Origin of the sequence: Nostoc sp. FACHB-892, from assembly GCF_014698795.1 — a bacterium.
In the GTDB taxonomy this organism is placed as follows: domain Bacteria; phylum Cyanobacteriota; class Cyanobacteriia; order Cyanobacteriales; family Nostocaceae; genus Nostoc.
Map to the genome: position 1 here is coordinate 62,355 of NZ_JACJTR010000010.1, position 24,271 is coordinate 86,625.

At 42.2% G+C, this 24,271-nt stretch carries 23 protein-coding genes; 13 read left to right on the forward strand and 10 right to left on the reverse strand.

Going from position 1 to position 24,271, the window contains the following annotated elements; genetic code table 11:
- The first annotated feature begins 212 nt into the window (after positions 1-212).
- Positions 213-1,685 (forward strand): TldD/PmbA family protein, encoded by a 1,473-nt coding sequence (locus tag H6G96_RS15565; RefSeq protein WP_190912297.1) that lies wholly within the window; start codon positions 213-215, stop codon positions 1,683-1,685.
- A gap of 173 nt (positions 1,686-1,858) precedes the next feature.
- Complete coding sequence (locus H6G96_RS15570; RefSeq protein ID WP_190912298.1) at positions 1,859-3,199, forward strand: TldD/PmbA family protein; 1,341 nt, start codon at positions 1,859-1,861, stop codon at positions 3,197-3,199.
- A 70-nt stretch (positions 3,200-3,269) separates the two neighbouring features.
- Here the strand turns inward: H6G96_RS15570 and H6G96_RS15575 are convergent, their stop codons facing one another.
- From H6G96_RS15575 to H6G96_RS40920, 6 genes are all read right to left on the reverse strand, one after another.
- Entirely contained in the window at positions 3,270-3,710 is a 441-nt protein-coding gene (locus H6G96_RS15575) for a pentapeptide repeat-containing protein (RefSeq protein ID WP_190912299.1), read from the reverse strand.
- A 536-nt stretch (positions 3,711-4,246) separates the two neighbouring features.
- The gene (locus H6G96_RS15580; RefSeq protein WP_190912300.1) at positions 4,247-5,299 is read right to left on the reverse strand and encodes an aspartate carbamoyltransferase catalytic subunit; all 1,053 of its coding nucleotides are present in this window, start codon (positions 5,297-5,299) and stop codon (positions 4,247-4,249) included.
- 108 nt (positions 5,300-5,407) lie between these two features.
- On the reverse strand, positions 5,408-6,760 hold the full coding sequence (gene mgtE, locus H6G96_RS15585; protein WP_190912301.1) for a magnesium transporter: 1,353 nt from the start codon (positions 6,758-6,760) through the stop codon (positions 5,408-5,410).
- 378 nt (positions 6,761-7,138) lie between these two features.
- Positions 7,139-7,321, reverse strand: coding sequence for a hypothetical protein (locus H6G96_RS15590; RefSeq protein WP_190912302.1), 183 nt, complete (start codon positions 7,319-7,321; stop codon positions 7,139-7,141).
- A 54-nt stretch (positions 7,322-7,375) separates the two neighbouring features.
- Positions 7,376-8,437 (reverse strand): hypothetical protein, encoded by a 1,062-nt coding sequence (locus H6G96_RS15595; RefSeq protein WP_190912303.1) that lies wholly within the window; start codon positions 8,435-8,437, stop codon positions 7,376-7,378.
- Positions 8,438-8,617: 180 nt separating this feature from the next.
- Complete coding sequence (locus tag H6G96_RS40920) at positions 8,618-8,791, reverse strand: hypothetical protein (protein WP_206757671.1); 174 nt, start codon at positions 8,789-8,791, stop codon at positions 8,618-8,620.
- A 497-nt stretch (positions 8,792-9,288) separates the two neighbouring features.
- Between H6G96_RS40920 and H6G96_RS15600 the strand changes: the two genes are divergently transcribed.
- Positions 9,289-12,495, forward strand: coding sequence for a glycoside hydrolase family 15 protein (locus H6G96_RS15600; protein WP_190912304.1), 3,207 nt, complete (start codon positions 9,289-9,291; stop codon positions 12,493-12,495).
- A gap of 41 nt (positions 12,496-12,536) precedes the next feature.
- Positions 12,537-12,914: a GxxExxY protein gene (locus H6G96_RS15605; RefSeq protein ID WP_190912305.1), complete on the forward strand. Its 378-nt coding sequence runs from the start codon at positions 12,537-12,539 to the stop codon at positions 12,912-12,914.
- A gap of 96 nt (positions 12,915-13,010) precedes the next feature.
- Here H6G96_RS15605 and H6G96_RS15610 read toward each other — a convergent pair whose 3' ends face one another.
- Complete coding sequence (locus H6G96_RS15610) at positions 13,011-13,325, reverse strand: YkvA family protein (RefSeq protein WP_190912306.1); 315 nt, start codon at positions 13,323-13,325, stop codon at positions 13,011-13,013.
- 368 nt (positions 13,326-13,693) lie between these two features.
- On the opposite strand from H6G96_RS15610, the gene H6G96_RS15615 reads away from it, so the two are divergent.
- From H6G96_RS15615 to H6G96_RS15625, 3 genes are all read left to right on the forward strand, one after another.
- The gene (locus tag H6G96_RS15615; protein WP_190912307.1) at positions 13,694-14,422 is read left to right on the forward strand and encodes a MotA/TolQ/ExbB proton channel family protein; all 729 of its coding nucleotides are present in this window, start codon (positions 13,694-13,696) and stop codon (positions 14,420-14,422) included.
- Positions 14,423-14,463: 41 nt separating this feature from the next.
- Entirely contained in the window at positions 14,464-15,162 is a 699-nt protein-coding gene (locus H6G96_RS15620) for a biopolymer transporter ExbD (RefSeq protein WP_190912308.1), read from the forward strand.
- Positions 15,163-15,420: 258 nt separating this feature from the next.
- Positions 15,421-15,783, forward strand: a complete 363-nt coding sequence (locus H6G96_RS15625; protein WP_190912309.1) for a phage holin family protein — start codon at positions 15,421-15,423, stop codon at positions 15,781-15,783.
- Positions 15,784-15,902: 119 nt separating this feature from the next.
- On the opposite strand, the gene psb29 is transcribed toward H6G96_RS15625, so the two are convergent.
- Entirely contained in the window at positions 15,903-16,610 is a 708-nt protein-coding gene (gene psb29 / locus H6G96_RS15630; protein WP_190912310.1) for a photosystem II biogenesis protein Psp29, read from the reverse strand.
- 204 nt (positions 16,611-16,814) lie between these two features.
- Here psb29 and H6G96_RS15635 point away from each other — a divergent pair, with 204 nt between their 5' ends.
- On the forward strand, positions 16,815-17,420 hold the full coding sequence (locus H6G96_RS15635; protein WP_190912311.1) for a chromophore lyase CpcT/CpeT: 606 nt from the start codon (positions 16,815-16,817) through the stop codon (positions 17,418-17,420).
- A 77-nt stretch (positions 17,421-17,497) separates the two neighbouring features.
- Here H6G96_RS15635 and H6G96_RS15640 read toward each other — a convergent pair whose 3' ends face one another.
- Positions 17,498-17,866 (reverse strand): anti-sigma factor antagonist, encoded by a 369-nt coding sequence (locus tag H6G96_RS15640; RefSeq protein WP_190912312.1) that lies wholly within the window; start codon positions 17,864-17,866, stop codon positions 17,498-17,500.
- A 275-nt stretch (positions 17,867-18,141) separates the two neighbouring features.
- Positions 18,142-19,185, reverse strand: coding sequence for an oxygen-dependent coproporphyrinogen oxidase (hemF, locus tag H6G96_RS15645; protein WP_190912313.1), 1,044 nt, complete (start codon positions 19,183-19,185; stop codon positions 18,142-18,144).
- 427 nt (positions 19,186-19,612) lie between these two features.
- Between hemF and H6G96_RS15650 the strand changes: the two genes are divergently transcribed.
- The 5 genes from H6G96_RS15650 (at position 19,613) to H6G96_RS15670 (ending at position 24,246) form a co-directional block, all read left to right on the forward strand.
- Positions 19,613-20,137, forward strand: a complete 525-nt coding sequence (locus tag H6G96_RS15650; RefSeq protein WP_190912314.1) for an SRPBCC family protein — start codon at positions 19,613-19,615, stop codon at positions 20,135-20,137.
- Positions 20,138-20,390: 253 nt separating this feature from the next.
- Positions 20,391-21,461: an Mrp/NBP35 family ATP-binding protein gene (locus tag H6G96_RS15655; protein ID WP_190912315.1), complete on the forward strand. Its 1,071-nt coding sequence runs from the start codon at positions 20,391-20,393 to the stop codon at positions 21,459-21,461.
- A 273-nt stretch (positions 21,462-21,734) separates the two neighbouring features.
- Positions 21,735-23,048, forward strand: a complete 1,314-nt coding sequence (rodA, locus tag H6G96_RS15660) for a rod shape-determining protein RodA (protein WP_190912316.1) — start codon at positions 21,735-21,737, stop codon at positions 23,046-23,048.
- A gap of 204 nt (positions 23,049-23,252) precedes the next feature.
- Positions 23,253-23,450: an NAD(P)H dehydrogenase subunit NdhS gene (locus H6G96_RS15665; RefSeq protein WP_190729846.1), complete on the forward strand. Its 198-nt coding sequence runs from the start codon at positions 23,253-23,255 to the stop codon at positions 23,448-23,450.
- A 139-nt stretch (positions 23,451-23,589) separates the two neighbouring features.
- A complete protein-coding gene (locus H6G96_RS15670; RefSeq protein ID WP_190912317.1) occupies positions 23,590-24,246 on the forward strand; it encodes an HAS-barrel domain-containing protein in 657 nt (218 codons plus the stop codon).
- Positions 24,247-24,271 lie beyond the last annotated feature (25 nt).

The following is a 24,271-nucleotide window of genomic DNA, read 5'->3' on the forward strand; positions in this document are numbered from 1 at the left end:
GCCGCTTTGCATCTACAATGATTTTCCGTTAACTGTGCGTAAGTCCTGATATAACCACAAACTTCTAGCTAAGACAAAGTGCAAAATTCCTTTGTTAGGAGGGAAATCCACACTGCCTTTTTACCAACTGTAGCTTTCACTGATTTGTTAGACTGAACAGACCAGGATTTATCAGTCAAATCTCTGAATTACGCCAGCAGACGAGGCTACCCATGCTTACAAGTACGCTACTTCTCTCGAATCAACTTCCCACCCTCCAATATTCCTCCACACCAGAGCGTTTCGATGAAACCTGGGAAGCCCCCCTGGCTACCCTCCTGGGACTAGGACGCGCCGCTGGCGCTGACTTCATCGAATTATTTTTAGAACGTCGTAACTATATTAGTTCTCTTGCAGAAGACGACTCCATAACTAGTATTTCACCCAGCCTGTCTACAGGCGCGGGAGTCAGAGTATTTCGCGGCAAAGCCGATTGCTACGTCAGCACTAATGACCTTTCTTTTTCTGGTTTGAAAGCAGCTTTAGAAAAAGGTCTTTCTATCCTGGGACTGCAACTACCTACCCCTAAAGCTTTCATCCCAGAAATCAACCTGGAATTATTGAGAGATTACGCCACTAAAAGAGGCAAAGATGCCTGGCTACCAGTGTGTAGCTCCATCCGAGAAATGGGAGAAGTCCTCCTTGATGGTACTGCCCACCTGAAGCAAAAAGCTAGCCACGTCCAATCGCGCCGTGCTAGCTATTTCCGGGATTGGCAAGAAGTTTTAATCGCCGCCAGTGATGGTACTTTTGCTCGTGACATTCGCCTCACCCAGTCAGTAGGATTTAACCTCCTGTGTGCTGATGGTGCTAATCGTGCTTCTATCGGTGAACGCGCTGGTAACACCAGTGATGCCAACTTCTTAAGAACTTGGGATTCTCAACAAGCCGCCGAAAAAATAGCAGAATCTGCTGGCAAAATGCTTTACGCAGATTATGTAGAATCGGGTACTTACCCGATTATTATGGCTAATCATTTTGGCGGCGTAATTTTCCACGAAGCTTGCGGACACCTGCTAGAAACTACTCAAATTGAACGCAATACCACTCCCTTTGCTGACAAAAAAGGCGAAAAGATTGCCCACGAGAGTCTGACAGCCTGGGATGAAGGGCGGTCTGAAAATGCCTTCGGGACAATTGACATGGATGACGAAGGTATGCCTGCTCAAAGAACCCTATTGATTGAAAAAGGCGTTCTCAAAAACTTTTTAGCAGATAGAACAGGTTCTGCACGCACTGGACATCCCAGAACGGGAAGTGGACGCCGCCAAAATTATACCTTTGCTGCTGCAAGCCGGATGCGTAATACTTATATTGATTCCGGCGAATATAGCAATGAAGATTTATTTGCCTCTGTTGATAAAGGTATTTACTGTAAAAAGATGGGTGGTGGTAGCGTTGGTGCTACAGGTCAATTTAACTTTGGTGTCGATGAAGCTTATTTAATTGAAAATGGCAAAATCACCAAGCCGTTAAAGGGAGCAATTCTTATTGGTGAAGCTAAGGAAATTATGAACAAAATTTCTATGTGTTCCCAAGATTTGGAAATTGCACCAGGTTTTTGTGGCTCTGTAAGTGGCAGTATTTACACCACAGTAGGACAACCCCACATCAAGGTTGATTCTATTACCGTCGGTGGACGATAAAAATTTAGAATTTGGATTTTGGATTTTGGATTGCAATATTCAAAATCCAAAATGCTCAAGCTCCCTAATTTTTGCGTGAGTTCAATCTAAAATCTCAAATCCCAAAGTGTTGAACTGTTACCTCAGCCATAACTCTACGAGATAAATACAAGCCGTAACATCCAAAATCGACTATGCCAAATATCAATGAAATTGCAAATTCTGCCAAGGACAATGCTGAGAAACTTGGCATTAAGAAATTCGACATCTATGGCTCAACAGTAGATGATACTAGCGTGCAAGTAGACCAAGGTGAGCCAAAACAAGTCAAAGCCTCAAATCGTTCTGGTGTTACTGTTCGTGTCTGGAATGAAGATAATACAATGGGTGTCACCAGCACCACAGATGTAGACCCCAAAGGACTGGAATTAGCTTTGAAAACTGCCTACGAAGCCAGTTTTTTTGGTGTTAAGGAAAATGTTCCTGATTTTAGTCCAGAAGCTACTGTTCCTATTGCAAACAAACCTCAAGATAAGACACCACAAGCACCTGTTGCTGAACTCATAGAAAGATTGTTGGTAGCTGAAAAAGAATTACTGGCAGCTCATCCAGCCATTAAAGGTGTGCCTTATAATGGGTTATCGCAAAGAGATATTGACAGGTTTTATCTTAATAGTGACGGTGCAGTGAGAACTGAATCTCACTCCTTAGCATCTGTTTATCTTTATAGCAAAACAGAGGAAGAAGGAAAAAAACCTCGCAGTGCAGGCGCTTTTAGAATCAACCAAAGTTTAGACAATCTAGACATTAATGGTTGCATCAAAGAAACCGCAGATAAAACTATCAGTCACCTGAACTATGAAAAAATCAAAACTGGTAAATATCGGGTTGTTTTCTCACCGGAAGCTTTCTTAAGCCTATTGGGTGGTTTTTCTAACTTGTTCAACGCTCAAAGTATTTTGGACAACCAAAGCTTATCTACTGCTGATGATTTAGGTAAGCAAATTGCTTCCCCTCTGCTTTCAGTTTTTGATGATGCACTTCACCCAGCTAACATTGGTGCAGAGAGTTTTGATGGTGAAGGAACTCCTACTCGTAAAATCTCACTGATTGAAAATGGTGTTTTAAAAAGCTTTCTCCACAGTGCAGGTACTGCCAAAAGGTTCAATACCCAGCCAACAGGTAATGCCAGTATTGGTGCAAAAGTTAGCGTTAGTCCCAATTTTTATCATGTTTTTACAACAGCAACTCCTGAAGAAGAGTTAAGTTTAGAAACTGCTGAAAATGTGATTTTTATTGATGATTTACAAGCTCTCCATGCTGGAGTTAAATCCTTACAAGGTTCCTTTTCTTTGCCGTTTGATGGTTGGCTAGTTAACAAGGGTGTCAGGACGAGTATTGAGTCAGCAACTGTTGCTGGCGATTTCTTGGAACTCTTAAAGTCGATTATTTATGTAGAGAAAGAAGCTGAGTTAACGCCAGGGGGAGTTTGCCCGAAAATCTGGGTTAATGAACTGTCAATTACTGGTGAGTAAAAGTTAAAAAGTAGAGAGTTAGGAGTTAAATTAAACTCTTAACTCATTACTTTTGCATAATGAGTGATCATTAATATTCACCACCTACGCTAATGGCAGTATTAAAGACATCAGCACCAGTTAAATCAATATTAGCCAAAACTGCGCCATTTACGTCAGTATTATATAAATGAGCATTACTCAAATCAACATTAGTGAGATTAGCATTATTTAGGCTAGTACCACTGACAAAAGCATCTGTAAGATTAGCAGATTTCAAATTGGCACCAGTTAAATCAGCACCTTCTAAGTTAGCACTTTCAAGGTTAGCTCCTTTTAAGTTGGCATTTCTCAGGTCAGCACCTATTAGATGAGCGCCTTTCAGGTTTGCTCCCGCTAAATTACATCCGAAACATTCTCTAGTTTCCAGCAAGCGCCGGACAGAGGCGGAGTTTTCTGCTTTGACGGAAAGGGGAGCAGCTAAAGATAGCGTACTGAGTAAGGCTGCTGCCGTCAAAAAAATTGCTTTCATATTTACCTCTGACACTTCTAAAAGTCATTAAAATCTTGACTTCTACGTTCCTAGTGTCCCAAAATTTCAGAATACTGCCCTCATGCGATCGGAGGAATATATAGTATCTATGAGAGTAAGTATTCTTCCGTAAGGTAGTCCTATGGGACTAATATTAAAAGGTTGTTAGCAATAAGTCCGCAGGCTATTGCGAGGGAATAAGAGTTCCAGAGAGTTTTTGCATAAGTGCTATCTGACACCACTAAGCTGCTGTTATCGAATACACAGAAGGTGGAAGTACGAAACTTGCCTACACGATTATCGAGTAAAAATGTATTGCCAAGGTTTAGCTTGAGTCTATCCTGTTATATCATCTCTGCTTGATTAGTTATCAAACCCGAAGAACCCCACCCCGCCAAAGCTACGCTATCTCGCCTGTTCGCAAGCGAAGAGGGGATTAAGGGGGATTCAGTGCGGTCTTCTCCCCAAGTGGAGCATCTCTTGCGTGTGGGATGCAATGACTGTGGGAATCGTAACTAATGCGGACATGATATTTATTAAGTTTTACCGCTACCTAACAAATACAGCAGTGCCATGCGAACGGCGACACCGCTGGTAACTTGCGATTGAATCAGACTAAATTCTGGGTCATCCATCAATTCAGAACTAATTTCAACACCACGATTGACTGGGCCTGGATGCAAAACTTTGACGCTAGGTTTACAAAGTTGCAACTTTGTGCGTGTAATGCCGAATAGCTGATGATATTCTCGCAAACTTGGCAGCAAATGAGCTGTCATGCGTTCCTTTTGCAGGCGCAAAGTCATGACAAAATCGGCATCTTGTAAAGCTGGTTCTAGCTGCCAATGTAAAAAAAGTTGGGGAGTGGGGAGTGGGGAGTGGGGAGTGGGGGATGAAGAGATAATAAACTCCTGATTCCTGGCTCCTGCTTCCTCTAAGATATACTCGGCAAATAACTTGGGTAAGAGAGTTGGTGGTGCTGCCAGATGCACTTGGGCACCACTGGCAATTAAACTCCAAATATTCGATCGCGCCACGCGAGAATGGAGAATATCCCCAACAATGGCAATTTTTTTACCCTTTAAAAGTTCCAGTCGGGGACTAGCTGGGTCAATTAGAGTACAAAGGGTAAATAAATCTAGCAGTCCTTGGGAAGGATGTTCATGTTGACCATCACCAGCATTGAGGACACTAACTCGTACACCAAGACGATCCATTTCAGCCGCGATCGCATTTGGTACTCCTGCTTCTCGATGGCGGACTACCATAATATCAGTTCCCATTGCCAAATAGGTCTTCGCCGTGTCGAGAATTGTTTCTCCCTTAGTCATAGAGGAAGTGGCTGCGGCGAAGTTCAACGTATCTGCACTTAAGCGTTTTGCTGCGAGTTCAAAACTACTGCGAGTCCGGGTAGAAGATTCAAAAAATAAATTCGCCACCACCTGTCCCTGCAAGGTTGGCACTTTCTTCGTCCGCCGCGATAGCACCTCTTGAAAACTAGCAGCAGTTTGCAAAACTGTATCGTATTCAGTGGTAGTAAAGTCAGCCAGGGAAAGAATGTGATGACGATTCCAGGTAGTAGTAGGCATAGAATTTGGGGAGTGGGGACAAGGGGACAAGGGGACAAGGGGACAAGGGGACAAGGGTAATAACCCAATGCCCAATCCCCCATGCTCAATGCCTAATGCCTATTTCTTTCAAGTTGGTAAATGGAAAATGTTTAAAGCTAGAGAAATTAGGCTGAGGAATGTTAAAAACCCAATTGTATCTAGCATTGTAGTCACTAATGGGCCACTAACCAAAGCAGGGTCAAGTTTCAAGCGTTTCAAACCCATTGGCAGTAAAGTGCCGAGTGTAACAGCCACTATTGTATTAGTTGCCATTACCATTCCGGCAATTAAAGCCACCCATCGCTCTTGGGGCCGCGCCCAAATTAAGGAAAGTAGGATCATTGTTGTAGCTAAAACTACGGCTGTGCCTAAACCTGCTAGAAGTTCTTTGCGAAGAATTTTCATTGTATCTTTGGGTGTTACCTCGCCCACTCCCAAGCCGCGGATTGTTACCGTTAATGATTGAATCCCAACAGTACCACCAGTGTTAGAAAAAATCGGCATAATGACTGCTAAAACTGGCACTGCGGCAATTACAGATTGAAAAGGCGCGATCGCACTGGCTGCACCAATATATAGTGCCATAATGCCCAACAGCCACGGCAAGCGGTTGCGGATGGTAAGCAGGGGAGAGGATAAAGCTGCTTCATCACCACTCACACCCGCCAGTTTTTGAATATCTTCTGTGGCTTCCTCTTCTAAAATATCCATAACATCATCAATGGTGACGATGCCAACCAACCGATCTTCCCGATCAACTACGGGGATAGCGATTAAGTCATAGCGCTGCATGATTCGCGCCACTTCTTCTTGGGGGGTTTCAGTTCTAACTTTGATGACGCGATCGCTAGCAATATCCTTGATGAAAACATCGGGAAAGGTAAACAACAACTGGCGCAGTGAAACTACTCTTACTAATGTCCGGTTGTCGTCTGTGACGTAGGCGTAGTAAATCGACTCTTTGTCTTCGTCCTGACGACGGATTTTACTTAAGGCTTCACCTACAGTCAATCCTTGCCGCAACCGGACATATTCGGTTGTCATCACCCGCCCAGCAGTACCTTCTGGATAGCCGAGAATCGTTGCTGTTGCTTGCCTTTGTTCTGGACTCAGTTCTTGTAATAACCGTTTGATTACCCCAGCAGGTAGTTCATCAAATAATTCTGCCCGTTCGTCAGGACTCATTGCTTCTACAAGTTGCACTACCTGGACATCATGCAGAGAATTAATTAATTCTTCCTGCACCTCTGTTGGCAGATATTCAAATACATCAATTGCCTGAGCTTTGTTGAGTAAACGGAATGCGATCGCGCGTTCTTTCTCAGGCAGTTGTGTAATGTAATCTCCCACATCCACAGGTTGCAAGCGATTTAAATCCCATTTCAACTGGTTTAAATCGGTAGTTTCTGTTAGCAAATCACGAATATCTTCTGTGAGCATGAGATATATCTCCTAAGTCTCCCCCGCGCTGGAAGACTTCCTCGCCAGCTCAGAGGAGGTTGATACTGCCATCTGGTGGACTATTGCCCATAAAATTTCAACAAATCAATATCGATATCTAAATTAAGGCATCGCTAGTCATCATCCTAACCCGGAATAGCGCTCTCCGGTAAATACTGAATCTTAGCATTGAGTATTTATAATATTTACCACTAATAGCTAACTTAATTACCCTGGAGTTTAGGTAATTTCCGTCTAGCTTAAAGTAGATTTTACTATTGCTAAAAGCTATGTGTCTTGCGAATCAACAAATTTTATCGCAAACTTTATAGAGTTAAAATATTTACAACACTATTAAGTGATTTGCATCAAGCAACTTCATGCATAGTCACCTGGACGACGGAGAATCAGAAATGGGCTGACAGGTTTCACTTCGTAGTCGTAGTAAGGTGTTTGAGCTTTAGCGTAGGCGTAGCCCGCCGTAGGCATCGCTTTCCACTCAGGATCCTGTAAAATCAGGATTGTCTGATGTTTCTGAGTATCATGAGTATGCGATCGCATTGCTACAATCTCTCCTTAGTTGGATAAAGTTGAGCTTAGTGCTATTTAATTTTATTAGTTAGAAGAAGTAGGGTTGGCGCAATACAAGGAGTAAGGGTCGTTGTAATTGTGATGAGTTGGTTTGGTTCGTTCTGTTTGTTCTTTTCGCGCCTTGCTTTCACAATATTCCTCTAAATTAAGACCTATTGTGTATTCTTCTGTTGTTCTACCATACTTTGATCTGTTTTCTTGAAGTCTTTTAATAGAGTAAGAACATACCCAACGAAATACTGGATAAACGTCTTTTCTAGTATCTAATAAAATTGGTTTCCCTGGTACAATCTCATCCTTAGCAGCTTTATCATAAGTTCTTTTTGTTATAGCTTCTTGCTCCATTTGACTTCTAATTTTATCATCTTTGCATACTCCTTTCATGTTAATTTTTTCTTCATCATATGATTCAGTAATAAAGTCAGTAAACAAGGGATTCATCTCTACACTAATACTATTAGAATTTGATAGATTATTATCTTTCTTTATTTCATAATTACAATTAAAGGGTAGCTGCCGTTTATCTTTATTATCTTCATCTTTTACAGCTGATATATTCCCTATAGATTCATTTTCCTCTTTTTCTAGCTCTAACCTTTCTTTTATTTTATCGTTAAATAAATTACAAATTTGAGTTGAGTTTATTACTTCTTCTTCTTTAGAAGAAATTCGAGGTATTATTAAAAGTTCTCGAGGAGTGGAAGAGATAGTATTGTCTCCTCCTTTTATTTTATAGTTGCAAGTAAATGATGGCTCTTCGTTAGTTTCACTTTTTTCGTTAGTTTTCCAAGAAGTGGAGCCTACTATTAATTCATTAATTCCTAAATTAACTTTTGTAGTGTATCCTTCACAGACTCTTGTCAAAAAGTTAGAATCAGTATTTATATTTGGGGAATTTTGAGGATTTATAAACTGAAAAACACTAAGCCCAGACAAGGATAATAAGAAGGCAGTGAGCAAGTTACCTATTATGGGATGCCTAGATGCATATTGGAAAATGACAGGATTAGTTAGTGATCTTATAACTAAATCTGGGAGTTGTTCAAAAGGATTGGGATTATTGGGTGGAGTAGGAGTATTAGACATAGATTTACATTGGTTGTTGGAATTATCTAAGTTATTAGAGAAGCAACGCAAACAAGTTTATTGTGATGGTAGGCAAAAGATTACCATCTCTAAATAAATAATTAGCAATTTTTAAATTAGCAATAAATCTATCAAATTCGTCATTATATAATAGGAAATAAAATTTGATTTTTAAGCAAATTAAAAATTGTATAAATTCTTTAATTGTGACATCCTCCATACATTAATTTGGAGTACTAAATGAGGATGTAGGCTGCCCAAATTCACAGATGGGCATCCTACTTCATTTGTCACATCTACGATGCCCAGTCGCTCGATAAGGATACCTCTAGAGTCAATTTGACTGCGAGTCATATATAAAAATGAGAAGATTAGAAATTTCACCTGTTAAAACATTGGAAAAGTGATATATCAATGCAATTAACTGAGAAAATTCTAGAGATAACTACAGTAGCTCAATATGGATTCCAGAAATTTAAATGAGAAGGCATTCCAAACAGGCTAAAATCAGTAATAATTTTAAATAAAGTTATAATAAGCACTTATGTTTCAGATCGGCAATAGTTCCAATGGTAAGCTAATGAGCATTTAAGTTGTATAAAAGCAGGGCTGAAGCCTTTACTACAAGCGAATCGATCTGGAAAAATGAATGACGATTAGCTTACTAGCACAATTTTGCCGTTAACTTAACTTGGAATGTACTCAGAGGGGTATTAACAGGAGATAATAATAAACTCACACTACCCTCAGCTGTTGTCCCATCAACCATTACATAACTTGTTCTGGCTTGGTTTAGGTAATTCACTTCACAGTTACAGGGTCGAATTTTGCAAGTAGTTCTGAACCAAATCATGAAAACATCTACCAATTTGCGAGCTAGTCTGGACTATTACTACCAGCAAATCAAAACGATCATTCTGACTCGGCAGAATCCGATTACTGGTTTGTTACCTGCTAGTACAGCGATTACAGCCCACGGCGATTATACCGATGCCTGGGTGCGAGACAACGTTTACAGCATTTTGGCAGTTTGGGGTTTAGGACTTGCATACCGCAAGATTGACGACGATGAAGGACGCACCTATGAACTAGAACACAGTGTCATCAAACTGATGCGCGGGTTGCTTTTTGCAATGATGCGACAGGCTCATAAAGTAGAGACATTTAAACATACTCAGTCGCTACTGGATGGACTGCACGCCAAATATAATACTGCAACTGGTGACATTGTTGTTGGTGATGACGAATGGGGACATTTGCAACTTGATGCCACATCTATATTTTTGCTGATATTGGGGCAAATGACTGCTGCGGGATTGCAAATAATTTATACGATTGATGAAGTGAATTTTGTCCAAAATTTAGTTTATTACATTGGACGAGCTTACCGCACACCAGATTACGGCATTTGGGAACGTGGTAATAAAATTAATCGTGGTAATGCTGAGTTAAATGCCAGTTCCGTAGGTATGGCAAAAGCTGCTTTAGAAGCTATCAATGGACTGGATTTGTTTGGTGTGCATGGTAGCCAAGCATCAGTGATTCATGTGCTACCAGATGAAATTGCCCGCGCCCGGATTACCCTGGAATCCTTATTACCGAGAGAATCTGGTTCCAAAGAAATTGATGCGGCGCTGTTAAGTATTATTAGTTATCCTGCCTTTGCAGTGGAAGATTTGCAATTACGCGATCGCACCTTAAACGATATTATCAATAAACTCGCAGGTAAATACGGCTGCAAACGCTTTCTACGCGATGGACACCAAACCGTTTTAGAAGATAATCATCGTTTGCACTATGAACCGTGGGAACTGAAGCAATTTGAGCATATTGAATGCGAATGGCCGTTATTTTTTACTTATTTAGTTCTTGATGGATTATTTCGCGGTGAACAAGAACAAGTTAAAAAATACCAAGAACTTTTAGAATCATTACTCATAGAACAAGGTGGTTTACGTTTGCTGCCAGAACTTTATTATGTTCCAGCCGAAAACATAGAAGCAGAAAAGTTAGCACCCCAAACGCAACCACGTTTGCCTAATGAAAATGTTCCCTTGGTGTGGGCGCAGAGTTTATATTTTCTCGGTCAAATGTTGAGTGAAGGGTTACTGGCAATTGGTGATATTGACCCTTTAGGAAGACATTTATGTGTGGGAAAACAGCGCGAATCTTTAGTACAAATTGCTTTATTGGCAGAAGATGAAGATTTACAGAAGAAACTAGAAGTTCACGGAATTGAAGCACAAACGCCTACCCAAGTAGAACCGATTCAGGTGAGAAAAGCTGAAGAATTTTCAGCTATTTATACCCAAATTGGACGTAACGATAAACTTGGTTTAACTGGGCGGCCAGTGCGACGACTGCGGAGTTTAACAACATCTAGAATATTTCGGATTAGCGGTGAAACAATTGTATTTTTGCCTTCTTTCTCAGACTCTCAACAGTTTTACTTAACTCTTGATTACCATTTTCTGCTAGATCAAATTAGAAGCGAACTAGCTTATATTCAAAAATACTGGAGTGATTTAGGTCGTCCTACCTTGACTTTAATGTTGACGCACACCATGTTAGAAATCGGTTCTGAAGCATTACTAGAACTGATGCAAGAACTGAAAGATGGTATTTGTAACGGTGTGCGGGTGAAATTAGGGCGGCTAAATCAGCTAATGCTAACAGCCGGAATCCAAAGAATTGATTTTCTCCCAAATGCAGAATTTTCGCGATCGCCAGTGAAAAATGCTAGCCCACGTTGCTATTATTTGGCTTATCATCCTGAGAAAAATTGGCGCTTAGGACATACTCAAGAGTTTCAGATGGAGTGTGAAACCAACTTCGGATTATTACTTTCTTATTTACGCTCATCAGAAAATATCTACGAGCAGATCGAGTTATTGCAAACTTTAACTCGCTTGCAAGGAATGGAATTTGATACAGGGTATGGCGGCCCAGGATATCCTGTCACCGTAGCCGATTTACTTGATGAAGTTTACACCAAAGCTGGAGATTTAGGTATTTGGGCAGTAGTGCGCCGGGCTGCGGGGTTACGGCAAATGGTTGATATTAGCCTATCAGATGCAGTAACGAGTATTTTGGTGCGGGGTAAGCAAATTGCTGTGGGTAAAGCTTACAGCGAAGCTTCCTTGATTAGCGTACCTATGTCTCACGATGAAATTGCCGATAAAATTAATCATTTTTGTCGTGAAGATATACGCGATCGCGTCCTCACTCAAGAGATTTTAATTTATGTTGGCATCTTAATTCGCTCAGAACCCGAACTATTTCAGGGACTACTAACGGTGAGAATCGGCTATCTCATCTTATTGATAACCAGCGAACTAGCGCAGGAATTACACGTCACTCAAGATGAAGCATACGATTACTTAATGCAACTTTCACCCTTTGAAGTTAAAGTGCGCTTGCGTCAGGTATTAACTGGATATACTGGCATGAGTAACCTATTGCGCCAGCAAGAATCACTGCACGTCAAACAAAAAGAAAGTGATATTGCTTGGGTGGTGTTACCAGGAATAGGAGAAGGGATAGAAGTTCCGCCGGGTGGTTGGCGACGGTTCCGCCAAGCCGAGGGTGCGACGGGGCGCGTACCAAAAGAATTTTTTAAGCAAGTTTGGCTATTAATGCAACATTGCAAGGGTCTAGTAATTGGGGATAAACTAGAGCGGCGCAATCGTTTAGATAGTGAGATAATGTTGTCGGAAATGACAGCCGGTGAAAGAAATTTTGCTCTGTTAGTCGAGCATTTGCTGAATAAAATTGAAGCTCCAGAATACCGCCAAGTTAATATTGAAGCATTAATCGAATTAAGTGCGATCGCAGCTAATAATCCCAAGCTGCAAATCGAAGAATATATTGTATTGGATGTGTTAATTGGACATGCAGTGCGATTGGCGTGGCTAGAAAATCATAATCATCGCAGTGATCGCTATGACGAGGATAAGGCGAGTGCGTGGCGATCGTTTTACAACACCTCTCCTAGAGATTGCGCTAGTTATATATTGAAGGCGTTCAGGTTCTTGACGGAATTTGTGAAAGATTTTTAAACGCAGAGGGGCACAGAGGGAAACGCAGAGGAGCGCAAAGGATGAGAGAGAATGATTTGAGTGGGGTGATTATTGGTTGTGCGATGAAGGTGCATACTGCTTTGGGGCCTGGTTTATTGGAGTCGGCTTATGAGGAGTGTTTGAATTATGAGTTGAACAAAGCCGGGTTGAATGTTGGCAAACAAATTCCATTGCCTTTGGTTTACCAAGAAGTGAAATTGGAATGCGTTTATCGATTAGATTTGATTGTCGAAAACCAAATAATTGTAGAGATTAAATCTGTAGAATCCTTCCACCCCATTCACTCCGTCCAACTCCTAACCTATCTCAAACTCGCAAACTGCAAACTAGGACTACTCCTCAACTTTAACGTCCTCCACCTCAAAGAAGGTATAAAACGCGTAGCCAACAACCTCTAACTCCCTCTCTGCGAACCTCTGCGCTTCCCTTTGCGTTCCTCTGCGTTAAAAAAATATCCCCTACCTCAGATTCCAAAAGCAGGGGTTTTATTAAATCTACTTAACCGAAACTGCATCAACATCAACAGTGCTTGCAGTAGAACTAGAACCCTCAGTAGTATTAGGCACTTCAGTACCCACCTCACCCTTACGAGCTTTCCAGCCCTCAATTACTAGCCCAGACACTTCAGAAACTAGCAGAGTCAAAAGGAAAACATCATCAATCTGTCCCGCAACGGGTATAAAATCTGGGAGAATATCAAATGGGCTGACCAAATAGGCTAGTGTTCCTAAAATTACCCACCAACGGTACTTCGGGTTACGAAGCACATTGCGATACCAGGTGTAAAGTGATTCGATTGAAAATTTCATATTTTGAACCTCCAGTTATCTTTAATTTTGACAAACTATTCTAAAAACTTCCGGTGCGAATAACCGCCCTAGTTAGTCTGGAAGACGCTACTCGTAATTTGTCAGCAAATACCTATTCTGTAATTCTCCATAAGAGTTTAATACCGCAAGGGTTTGACAATTAAAACGTCTAGTAATTGTAGTAATTCGGATTATGGCAATCCAGCAGCAAGTTTGTCTAACAATCTAAGTCAAATACGCCATGCTTACACTGTCTTTTTAAGTTTTCGAGAAATTTATATTTTGGAAGTCCCTCATTTTGCATTAATCTCTAGAATTAAAATGCTTCAGCACATTTGCTCTAGTCATGGAGGGAGGAAACTTAAACAGTGGATATTTTAGATTTATTTTATAAGGGCGGGCCAGCGATGTGGCCTCTGCTTGTTCTATCAATTCTGTCTTTGAGTGTGATTTTTGAGCGTCTATGGTTCTGGTTGCGAATTTTGACTCAGGAAAAGCAAATAGTCAATCGCATCTTGGATGCTGCCCAGGATAATTGGCAAGTAGCTGCGGACATTGCAAGACAAGCAAGCCATCAGCCTGTCGGGCGTTTTCTCTACGCCCCTTTACGTTTAGCCAAAAGCAATGCAGAAACCTTTCGACTAGCACTTGAGGCTACAGCCGAAGATGAATTGGCTGGGATGCGGCGGGGCGAAAAACTTTTAGAAGCCGTGATTGCCCTCGCGCCGTTGCTGGGATTGTTAGGTACTGTTTTGGGCCTAATCCAGTCTTTGCGCTCAATTCGGATTGGCGACTTGGGAACTGAATCAACCGCCGGAGTAACTACTGGTATTGGTGAATCCTTAATTAGTACGGCAGCAGGGCTAATAGTTGCCATCATTAGTTTGGTATTTTATCGCCTATTTCAAAGTTTTGTAGTCAACCAAGTCAAAGTTTTTCGGAAGGCAGGGAATGAGATGGAATTGCTCTACCACCAGTCCCCGCCTGACTTTAGTAATATTACATCACCAATTGTGCGGGAAAATTTCACTCCACCCCGCAAGCCAGGAAAGACTAGATTGCCTGAACCACCTGAACCCCCGAATTTACCTAATTAATCAAGAATTCAACCCTCAAATTAGGCATTTAAATTGAGAAAATGAAAGTTAATCTACATACCCCAATTGAAGAAGTCCAAATTCAAATCATTCCTTTAATTGATGTTGTTTTTTGTATTCTGACGTTTTTTTTGTTAGCGGCATTACAATTTACCCGACAACAGGCAATAAATGTTGATTTGCCCAAAGCCAGCGCCAGTTCAGTATCTGGAGTAACATCACAGAGTGGAAGTCTGATTGTAACTATCGATGCTGTTGGCAATACTTACATAGAAAAACAGCCTGTAAAACGGGGCGATTTAGGAGTGGCGTTAAAACAGTATCTCCAAGCAAATCCTAATGGGGTTGTGGTGCTGAATGCTTCACGGACAGCAATTTACAATGATGTTATTGAAACATTAGACTTGCTACGGCAAGTAGGAGGCGATCGCGTTTCTTTAGGAATTATTCCTGGCCCATCTCAACCACCCACAAACTTACTCAACCAGCCTAATATCCCCTCTTTCCCAATCGATCCTGGTGCTGCACCAATACCCACAACCGCACCATTTCCAGGGATCAATCCCGAAGGAAATCTTGCCCCTAAATTTCCCTTAGCACCTGATTCTGTACCTCTTCCTGGTGTAAGTCAGCCTCCAACTGGGCAAGGCATTAGCCCTATCAACCCTGGTATTTCCAACCCGCCAGCATCCCAAGCGCCTGTAGCACCTAAACAAACTCAACCTAATCCCAAAAGATGAGATAGGAGCATGGGGAAGAGGCTGAGGGGCAGGAAGCAGAGGGGAAAGAGGTAACTTATTCTCCCTCTTGCACTCTGCCCCCTGCCTCCCCTACTCCCCTTCAAACTTTTCCCAAACCTAAAGATATCTGAAATAAAATTCCGTTAGAGAAAAATTTACTGCTAATTTATAGATAATTGGTTGAGCTTTAAAGATTTTTTCACCGAGAAACTGAAGTAATTTATCACCAATTGCCATTCACGTTTCAGGGGTTGTGGCATGAATATTGTGACGCTTTTAATTGTTTGGTTAGTAACAGCTATCAGCTTGTTAATAATTAGTAAATTACCTTTAGGAGTTGAAATTGATACTCCTGGTAAAGCCTTTCTTTCTGCCGCAGTGCTTGGTATCGTGACGGCAATAGTCAGACCGATTTTAAGTATCGTTTTTGCAGTACCAAATTTACTCACACTCGACTTACTATCCGGCATTTTTACATTTATGATTGCCGTAGTTTGTTTTAGTATTGCTGCTTGGTTAGTAGAGGGCTTTCGCTTGCGTTACGGTATTTGGAGTGCTGTTCTTGGGGCATTTACGCTGACTATAATTAACAGCTTAATCTACAAGTTATTGGGCGTCTAAAAATTAGAAGTTAAGAGTGATGAGTAATGAGTTTGTTAATAACTCCTAACTCCTAACTCCTAACTTCTAACTTCTAAATCCTAACTTCTAACTCCTAACTCCCATCTACCATCTCCTAACTATTCGTTAGAACTTGGCGGAGCAACTGTGATAGTTGATTGTTGTTTACGTTGTTCGCGTTTTTTGCGATCGGCTGAGAGCATATCTGCCATCACCACCAGTGCTTGCGCCATCTTCTCTAAATTAGAACGGTATAGCTCCAAATCCTTGTTGAGTTTGTCATCAGAAAGGTGCAAGCCCGCAGCGATCGCTTTTAGCGCCTCCGTGAGTTGCTTTTCATCTTTGACTAATTCGGGATCTGACTGTTCCAATAACGAAAATACACCAATTGCGAACAAACGGTTGTATTTAAAGTTAGGATTATTGGCGATCGCTTGCAGTTGTGCTTGCAAGTCAGCATCTCGATCTAAGTAAGTAGTCTGGCCTAGCCACGCAATTAAATCTTTAACTGGCAAACCTTTAGCTACAGCTTGCAATCTTTCAGCATCCTGTCGATAATGTTGCGGATCTTGTTCTATAGCGCGACATAGGGCGTTAAAAATTGATTCTTGATCCCGTTCTGGTTCATAGCCTTGCATGAAGCGGTCAAAAGTAGTGACGACGCCCAAGGCATAAATTGGATTGTAGCTAAAATCGATATTTACTGACAGCAGATGCATTTCTACCATCAATTCTTCTACTACCCGACGATAAATAGTGTTAATCGGACGAGTGTGAAGATTGTAAAAAGTTCGTTTTGTATCAGAGACAGTACGGACGTTATTCACAAAGAAAATGTTAAGGGCGACGTATCTCTATTTTCTCGCTTAAAGGCTACTTTGCCAAGTTTAGCTTTTGACTGGTGACGGTTTCATTTACAATATAGACAAATCAAAAGTATTTTATAAGCTCGTAGCCACAGGGAATAAGACGGTTTATCCCAAAAAAACTAGCCAAAGATTTTTATCCTTAATGATTCGTTTATTGCATTTATGAACTTCTCGCCACAGTTAATTGCTTTAGGTGAGTACCTAGCTGGTGAATTTGATAATCGGGAACAAGCCATAGCAGAATCAGCTTGGTATGTCCACCTGTGCCTGTGGCAAAGACCAGTTAATCTGTTTACAGAAGATAGCATCACACTGTTTGCCGAACAGGCTAACGTTATTAACCGAGATCAACCTTACCGTCAGCGAATTATGCGGTTGCGCCAGTGCGGCAACTCTGATGCATCTCTGGAAGTACAATACTATATGCCTCAAGATCCGGGTGCATTAAGAGGCGCAGGCAATAACCCTGCTCTACTGAACACATTAACACCCGAACAATTAGATTTACTACCAGGTTGCATCCTAACAGTTACGCACGAAAGACAAGCAGGCGATCGCTATAAGTTTACCGCTACCCCACTACCAGAAAATCGTTGCAGCTTTACTTATCTTGGGAATAGCATCTCTGTTTCTTTGGGATTTGAAGCCACTGCAATAGAATTTCACAGCTACGACAAAGGAATTGATCCAGAAACTGGAAAAGCAACTTGGGGAGCGATTATGGGGCCTTATCGCTACACCAAACGAAATCAGTATTTTATAACATAAAGTTATAAGTCATGAGTTATAAGTTATGAATTTTTGAATTAACTCCTAACTCCTAACTCCTAACTCCTAACTCTTTTTTAGCTAGCGATGCTACGAGGTACACCTTCTAAAGCTTCCTCTTCTGTTTCAAAGATTTCAAAGACAGTATCCATCATCGTTACTTCAAACACGAGTTTGGCTTCTGGGTGTACATTGCAGATGCGGAAACTGCCCTTAACTTTATCAGCATCACGCATTCCAGCCACCAAAGATGTGAGGCCAGAACTATCAATAAAATTTACCTGAGCCAGATTTACCACTACATGGCGGCTGAGTTTGGAAATACACTCCTGTAATTTCAGGCGAAATTGCCAAGCAGTGGTAATGTCTAGGCGACCTGCTGGCGTTAGGACAATAACGGTATTTCCGTCTTGGGTCGTATAACTTTTTTGCTCTATATGAATCACTAAAGCCCTCCCCGTGGCATTTCTCTTAAGATTAGCTACTTACAGAATTGTCTAATGCTGTCACTTGAGATTAACAAGCTATAGCTAAAATTGTCACCTTTTTCTGCTAAGTGCTTACCTTTGGTAGTTTAACTCACCAAACTTGTACTGCGTAGTAATTTTAAATGGGGAGTGGGGAGCAGGCAGCAAGGGAGAAGAGTTTTCCCCTCTGCCCCCCGCACCCCGCTCCTCTGCCTGTTTTCTATGCCCAATCCCCAATCCCTAATCCCCAGTTCCTATTGAGGTGATGTCCAGTTGATCCAATCTTGAGGCTTAAGGAAAGTTTCATACAACTCGGCTTCGGGGGAATTGGGTTCCGGTTGATAGCCGTATTCCCAGCGCACTAAGGGTGGTAGGGACATGAGAATTGATTCAGTGCGTCCGTTGGTTTGCAGACCAAAAATAGTGCCTCGGTCATAAACCAAGTTAAATTCTACATACCGTCCCCGGCGGTAGAGTTGAAAATTCCGTTGGCGATCGCCATACTCCATCCCATGTCGCCGTTCTACAATTGGTACGTAGGCTGGTAAAAATGCTTTACCACAGTCTTGTACAAAGGCAAACAAATCTTCCCAATTGCGTGTTTCTGGTGTTCCCACCTGGTTGCTATAAGTAGCCGCTTCACCATTGGGATTTGGCCCACGATATAAAGCACCCTCGCCATCTTGGTAATCAAAAAACAGACCACCTACACCCCGTGTCTCATCACGATGCTTGAGGTAAAAATATTCGTCACACCACCTCTTAAACACTGGGTAATACTCTGGGTGGTGTTGGTCACAAGCTTGTTTTAATGTTTTGTGTAAATGTGCTGCATCTTCAGCAAACGGGTAATAAGGCGTTAAGTCAAGACCGCCACCAAACCACCACACTGGCCCCGCTTCAAAGTAGCGATAATTTAGATGAACTGTGGGAACATAAGGATTGTGAGGATGTAACACCATTGAAGTCCCCGTAGCATAGAAGCCATGCCCTGCGGCTTCCGGGCGTTGGGCTAAAATTGAGGCTGGCAAGTGGGAACCCCAAACTTCAGAAAAATTTACACCAGCTTGTTCAAATATTGCACCTTCTCGCAGCACGCGCGATCGCCCTCCACCTCCTTCTGGGCGTTCCCAACTATCTTCGTGAAACTTACCCACACCATCTAGTTTTGCCAATGATTCGGAAATTTCGTCTTGCAGCTGTTTCATAAACTGACTGACTCTAGTCTGAGCGTCAGGTGCTGGTAAAGACTTGAATGATTCTGCTGGTACAGTTGGTGTTTGCGAGTTGGTCAACATAGATTCCCGAACCTAAATTACAATTTCCAGAAAGCCACAAATTTCTTATCTTAAAATTTGGGGGAAACACGCGCCAACAATCAAGCTTTATTTGCCCAACCCGCTTTTTCTTACTGGTTAAGCATTTATACGATTGATGGGCATCACTAGAGTTATTTTCCCTCAAATACGTATAGGCTTGTATATTGACTGAGTTTTTTTTGAAATTCTTATTGGAACATTCTGATATAAACACCAGACTTTAGTCGTAACCTTGAAGTATTCAGGGTTTTAGTGGTCTGCTCAAAACTCCTTTGCCATATTATGCCGAATCAAGGCTTGATATATTTAGGACATTTTTGAGAAAGTTTTAATTTAGAAGTTGAGCGTAGTTGCTCACAATACCAGAGTTACCAGAAAGTGTCTAGCGAGGAGGAGGATTAGGAAAATGCAAGATTGGTTATCCAAATTCATCCACCGCAAACGTCGTCGGTTTTGCGCTTCTCTGGTGCGGACGTATCGAGAGATTAGTTCTGCCTCTGTAGATGAACTGTGGCAAAAAGTCGCTGACTTAACGGATGTTTCCTGGCATCCACTACTTAAGAGTACTAACGTACCCTACGGATTAGTACCCAAACCAGGATTGATTTTTCATGCTGTAACACGCTTTTCACCGATTCCCATCCGTATTTTTGTGGAACGCGTCAATCATAAAGAGATGCTGAGTATCCGAGTGCTGGCGATTCCTGGGATAGAGGAACGGGTAACTTATCAAGTAGAGTCAACGGTTTGTGGTACTTGCCTGTCTTATTCTGTAACGCTACGCGGGTGGTTATCGCCCCTAATTTGGTCTTTATCCCGTCCTTATGCAGACCGCGTAGCACGGTCTTTAGTAGAGGCTGTAGAAAAGACGGCATTGCCAACGGTATCTGGTAAGAAAAAATCTCTTAATGACAGTTGTTTTGATTTTTAGGTAAGGGGGAGCATGGGAAGCAGGGGCAGGGTGCGGGGGAGAATGTTTCCCCTTTTCCTCCTGCTCCCTGCCCCTCTGCCTCTTGCCAATGCCCAAAGAAAGTTAAGATTCTATTAGGTAATAATGCCATTTACTAAGTTTTATTACGGCAGTAACAGTGAAAACACTCAGCTGACCTTGCTTAAGAAAGCGTCTAGTTAATAGCTAAGATGTTCTCCGCAACTGTATTTATTCATTTTGAATTTGAATTTTTATGTACGATGTCCTCGATTCTCGCTCTGTCTTAGAAGTATTGCGACCAGTGGAAGACCCAGAACTCCGCAAAAGTCTGGTAGAACTGAATATGATTCGTAACGTGAAAACTGACGGTGGCAAGGTTAGTTTTACATTGGTGTTGACTACTCCCGCCTGTCCTTTACGTGAATTTATTGTTGAAGACTGTAAGAAAGCTGTCAAAAAGCTACCAGGCGTTATAGATGTCAGTATAGAAGTGACAGCAGAAACACCGCAACAGAAAAGTTTGCCTGATCGCACTGGTATTTCTGGGGTGAAAAATATCATTGCTGTTTCCAGTGGCAAAGGTGGCGTTGGTAAAAGTACGGTAGCGGTGAATGTAGCAGTGGCTCTAGCTCAAACTGGGGCGAAAGTCGGCTTGCTAGATGCTGATATTTATGGCCCCAATGACCCCACCATGCTAGGTTTAGCCGATGCCCAAATTGCAGTGCGTTCCACTGAAACAGGCGACATCCTAGAACCTGCTTTTAATCATGGCGTCAAATTAGTTTCAATGGGCTTTTTGATTGACCGAGATCAGCCAGTAATTTGGCGGGGACCCATGCTCAATGGTGTAATTCGCCAGTTTCTCTATCAAGTGCAATGGGGAGAACTTGATTATTTGATTGTAGATATGCCACCGGGAACCGGCGATGCTCAGTTAACTTTAACCCAAGCAGTGCCGATGGCAGGGGCGGTAATTGTCACCACACCGCAAAACGTAGCTCTGTTAGATTCTCGCAAGGGATTGCGGATGTTCCAGCAGATGAATGTCCCGGTATTGGGAATCGTAGAAAATATGAGCTATTTTATACCCCCCGATCAACCAGATAAGCAGTATGACATCTTTGGTTCCGGTGGTGGCTCTAAAACAGCTACTGAATTGGGAGTGCCATTATTGGGATGCGTACCTCTAGAGATTTCCACACGAGTTGGCGGTGACAGTGGTGTGCCGATAGTTGCCGGTGATCCAGATTCAGCTTCAGCAAAAGCATTAACAGCGATCGCTCTTACCATTGCTGGTAAAGTATCAGTTGCTGCCTTGACATAATTAATTTTAATTTCAATCTTCTTCCTGGGCTAGAGCTTGGGAATAATAGGGACTGGGGATTAGGGATAAGGGAGATGAGGGAGCAGGGGGAGCAGGGGAAGCAGGGGAGGCAGGGGGGGACTTGGGGACAAGAGGTGAGAACTTGAAACAAGTCTTTCCCCTTGTCTCCAATTCTCCTTGTCTCCAAGTCCTCTTGCCCCATGCCCCATGCCCAATGCCCCATGCCCCAATTCCCAACACTTAAATCTAAAAGTTAAAGTCTAAACTTACACAATGTTATTAAAACGATCGCTCCCCAAAATTCGCTGGAAGTCTTGGGTTAAGCCCTGGCAGAATGTAGATTGGCTACTATTTTGTTTACCAATTGCTGTCAGTATCTTTGGTGGACTCATGATTCTCAGTACGGAACTGAAGCAGCCAGTAACTGACTGGTGGTGGCACTGGATGGTAGCGGGTATCGGCGTGCTTATAGCCCTGTTTTTATCTCGTATCCGTTATGAAGTTTTGATGCAGTGGCACTGGGTAACTTACGCACTAACGAACTTCAGCTTAATTGCTGTAATGATTGCTGGCACTAGCGCCAAAGGGGCACAGAGGTGGATTCCTATTGCTGGTTTCAATGTCCAACCCTCTGAATTTGCCAAAGTCGGTATGATTATCACCTTAGCAGCTTTGCTACATAGGCGTACAGCTTCTAACCTCGAAGGTGTTTTCCGCGTTCTGGCATTTACTGCTATACCTTGGGGATTAATATTTTTACAGCCAGATTTAGCAACATCACTGGTATTTGGTGCGATCGTTTTAGGAATGCTGTACTGGGCGAATGCTAACCCAGGCTGGTTAATTCTGATGATTTCTCCTGTGGTTGCCGCAATTTTATTTAGTATTTCTTGGCCTTTAGCAGAGCCGATAGTTTTATTCAAAGAACTATCTTTTGGCCCATTAGGGATAGTTTGGTCAGTGGCGATGGCTATTGTGGGTTGGCAAACTCTTCCCTGGCGTCGATTTGGTTTAGGTGCTATCGGTGCATGGACTCTTAATATACTGGGTGGCGAATTAGGAGTCTTCGCTTGGAACCATGTTTTGAAAGAATATCAAAAAGATCGGCTAACTGTATTCATGAACCCCGATCACGATCCACTCGGTGCTGGATATCACCTAATTCAATCTCGCATTGCTATTGGTGCTGGTGAAATTTGGGGATGGGGTCTGTTCAAAGGGCCAATGACGCAACTGAATTTCGTACCTGAACAGCATACAGACTTTATTTTCTCCGCAGTGGGAGAAGAATTCGGTTTTGTTGGTTGTTTAATAGTGCTGTTTGTCTTCTGCTTAATTTGCTTCCGTCTACTGCATATTGCCCAAACCGCCAAAGATAATTTTGGTTCCTTGTTGGCTATTGGGGTTTTATCCATGATTGTGTTTCAGCTAATTGTGAACGTTGGCATGACAGTTGGTTTAGCGCCCGTGGCAGGCATTCCCCTACCTTGGATGAGTTATGGGCGTTCTGCTATGCTGACCAACTTTATTTCCTTGGGAATAGTAGAATCGGTAGCAAATTTTCGACAAAAGCAGAAGTATTATTGATTCGTCATTAGTCATTAGTCATTTGTCCTTTGCTAATGACCCTTTGGGTGACGCTCGTACCTCTCTACGAGACGCTGCGCGAACGCTACCGCTACGCTAGCCTCTCACGAGTGGGAGAAGACCACACTGGCTCACCAATGACAAATAACAAATGACTATTAACAAGTATTAAGCTATTAAAAGGAAACAAGCGAGGCTAAAAACATGATTCTGCCTGGAGCAACTGTTCGCGTCAAGAATCCCGCAGATACCTATTATCGCTCCGAAGGACTCGTGCAACGGGTGAGTGATGGCAAGGTAGCCGTATTATTTGAAGGTGGTAACTGGGATAAATTAATTACCTTCCGCCTGAGCGAATTGGAACTCGTAGAGACCACAGCCGGACGTAAAAAAGCCAAATAAAATTAGTTAGGAGTTAGGAGTGAGATTAGTTAGGAGTGAGAAGTTAGGAGTTAGAAATTATGATTCTTCAACTCATCACTCCTCACTCTTAACTTTTAACTCATCACTCCTAACTGTTAACTCCTAACTCAGCACTCCCATGCGCCTCCCTTTACCACAATTTGCCACAGGCGATCGCCATCCCAACCACATTGCGGAGGTGATTGAAACTACTAGTACTGAATTTTTAGCTCAGTGTCTAGAACCAGAAGATTTGAGCTTTCCTTCTATGCCGCCCTTTGGTAGTTGGGTATGTTCTGTAGACGAAGAATCGGGCAATCAAGTTTATGCTGTGGTATATTATGCCACTACTATGCCAATAGATTCCGTACATCGGGCCAGAGCTTTGGGGTTGTCATTACAAGACTTACGCGAAGAACAACCCCAGATATTTGCCATGTTGAGAACAGAATTTAGAGCTGCGATCGTCGGATTTAAACTATCTTCGCAAAATCAAAGTTATAACCAAAGAGTATATCAATATCTACCACCCCGTCCCCCGCAAATTCATCAAGCTGTTTATCGATGTGAACCAGAAGCTATCATTAAATTTACTGAAGAACTAGATTTTTTGCGAACATTGCTTTGTATTAACGGTGCGCCAGTAGAGTCTTTAACCGCAGCAGCCATTCGAGATATATACCAGTTACGCAAAGCTGACCGAGAATGGCTAATTAAAGCTGGACGTAGCCTGAGCGTGCTACTCAAAGATGACTATGATCGCTTGCGGTTCATTTTGAGCCAAATCCATCCGTAGGTAGTTAGTTCTTAAACAATTACCT

Bases quoted from the DNA above. Each gene is read 5' to 3' on its own strand.
- H6G96_RS40920 (WP_206757671.1), bottom strand. From the start codon at position 8,791: ATGACTCGCAGTCAAATTGACTCTAGAGGTATCCTTATCGAGCGACTG.
- H6G96_RS15625 (WP_190912309.1), top strand. From the start codon at position 15,421: ATGAATATTGTGACGCTTTTAATTGTTTGGTTAGTAACAGCTATCAGC.
- H6G96_RS15570 (WP_190912298.1), top strand. From the start codon at position 1,859: ATGCCAAATATCAATGAAATTGCAAATTCTGCCAAGGACAATGCTGAG.
- hemF (WP_190912313.1), bottom strand. From the start codon at position 19,185: ATGTTGACCAACTCGCAAACACCAACTGTACCAGCAGAATCATTCAAG.
- H6G96_RS15565 (WP_190912297.1), top strand. From the start codon at position 213: ATGCTTACAAGTACGCTACTTCTCTCGAATCAACTTCCCACCCTCCAA.
- H6G96_RS15580 (WP_190912300.1), bottom strand. From the start codon at position 5,299: ATGCCTACTACTACCTGGAATCGTCATCACATTCTTTCCCTGGCTGAC.
- H6G96_RS15600 (WP_190912304.1), top strand. From the start codon at position 9,289: ATGAAAACATCTACCAATTTGCGAGCTAGTCTGGACTATTACTACCAG.
- H6G96_RS15575 (WP_190912299.1), bottom strand. From the start codon at position 3,710: ATGAAAGCAATTTTTTTGACGGCAGCAGCCTTACTCAGTACGCTATCT.
- H6G96_RS15665 (WP_190729846.1), top strand. From the start codon at position 23,253: ATGATTCTGCCTGGAGCAACTGTTCGCGTCAAGAATCCCGCAGATACC.
- H6G96_RS15595 (WP_190912303.1), bottom strand. From the start codon at position 8,437: ATGTCTAATACTCCTACTCCACCCAATAATCCCAATCCTTTTGAACAA.
- mgtE (WP_190912301.1), bottom strand. From the start codon at position 6,760: ATGCTCACAGAAGATATTCGTGATTTGCTAACAGAAACTACCGATTTA.
- H6G96_RS15610 (WP_190912306.1), bottom strand. From the start codon at position 13,325: ATGAAATTTTCAATCGAATCACTTTACACCTGGTATCGCAATGTGCTT.
- H6G96_RS15620 (WP_190912308.1), top strand. From the start codon at position 14,464: ATGAAAGTTAATCTACATACCCCAATTGAAGAAGTCCAAATTCAAATC.
- H6G96_RS15655 (WP_190912315.1), top strand. From the start codon at position 20,391: ATGTACGATGTCCTCGATTCTCGCTCTGTCTTAGAAGTATTGCGACCA.
- H6G96_RS15590 (WP_190912302.1), bottom strand. From the start codon at position 7,321: ATGCGATCGCATACTCATGATACTCAGAAACATCAGACAATCCTGATT.
- H6G96_RS15635 (WP_190912311.1), top strand. From the start codon at position 16,815: ATGAACTTCTCGCCACAGTTAATTGCTTTAGGTGAGTACCTAGCTGGT.
- H6G96_RS15670 (WP_190912317.1), top strand. From the start codon at position 23,590: ATGCGCCTCCCTTTACCACAATTTGCCACAGGCGATCGCCATCCCAAC.
- H6G96_RS15605 (WP_190912305.1), top strand. From the start codon at position 12,537: ATGAGAGAGAATGATTTGAGTGGGGTGATTATTGGTTGTGCGATGAAG.
- rodA (WP_190912316.1), top strand. From the start codon at position 21,735: ATGTTATTAAAACGATCGCTCCCCAAAATTCGCTGGAAGTCTTGGGTT.
- H6G96_RS15650 (WP_190912314.1), top strand. From the start codon at position 19,613: ATGCAAGATTGGTTATCCAAATTCATCCACCGCAAACGTCGTCGGTTT.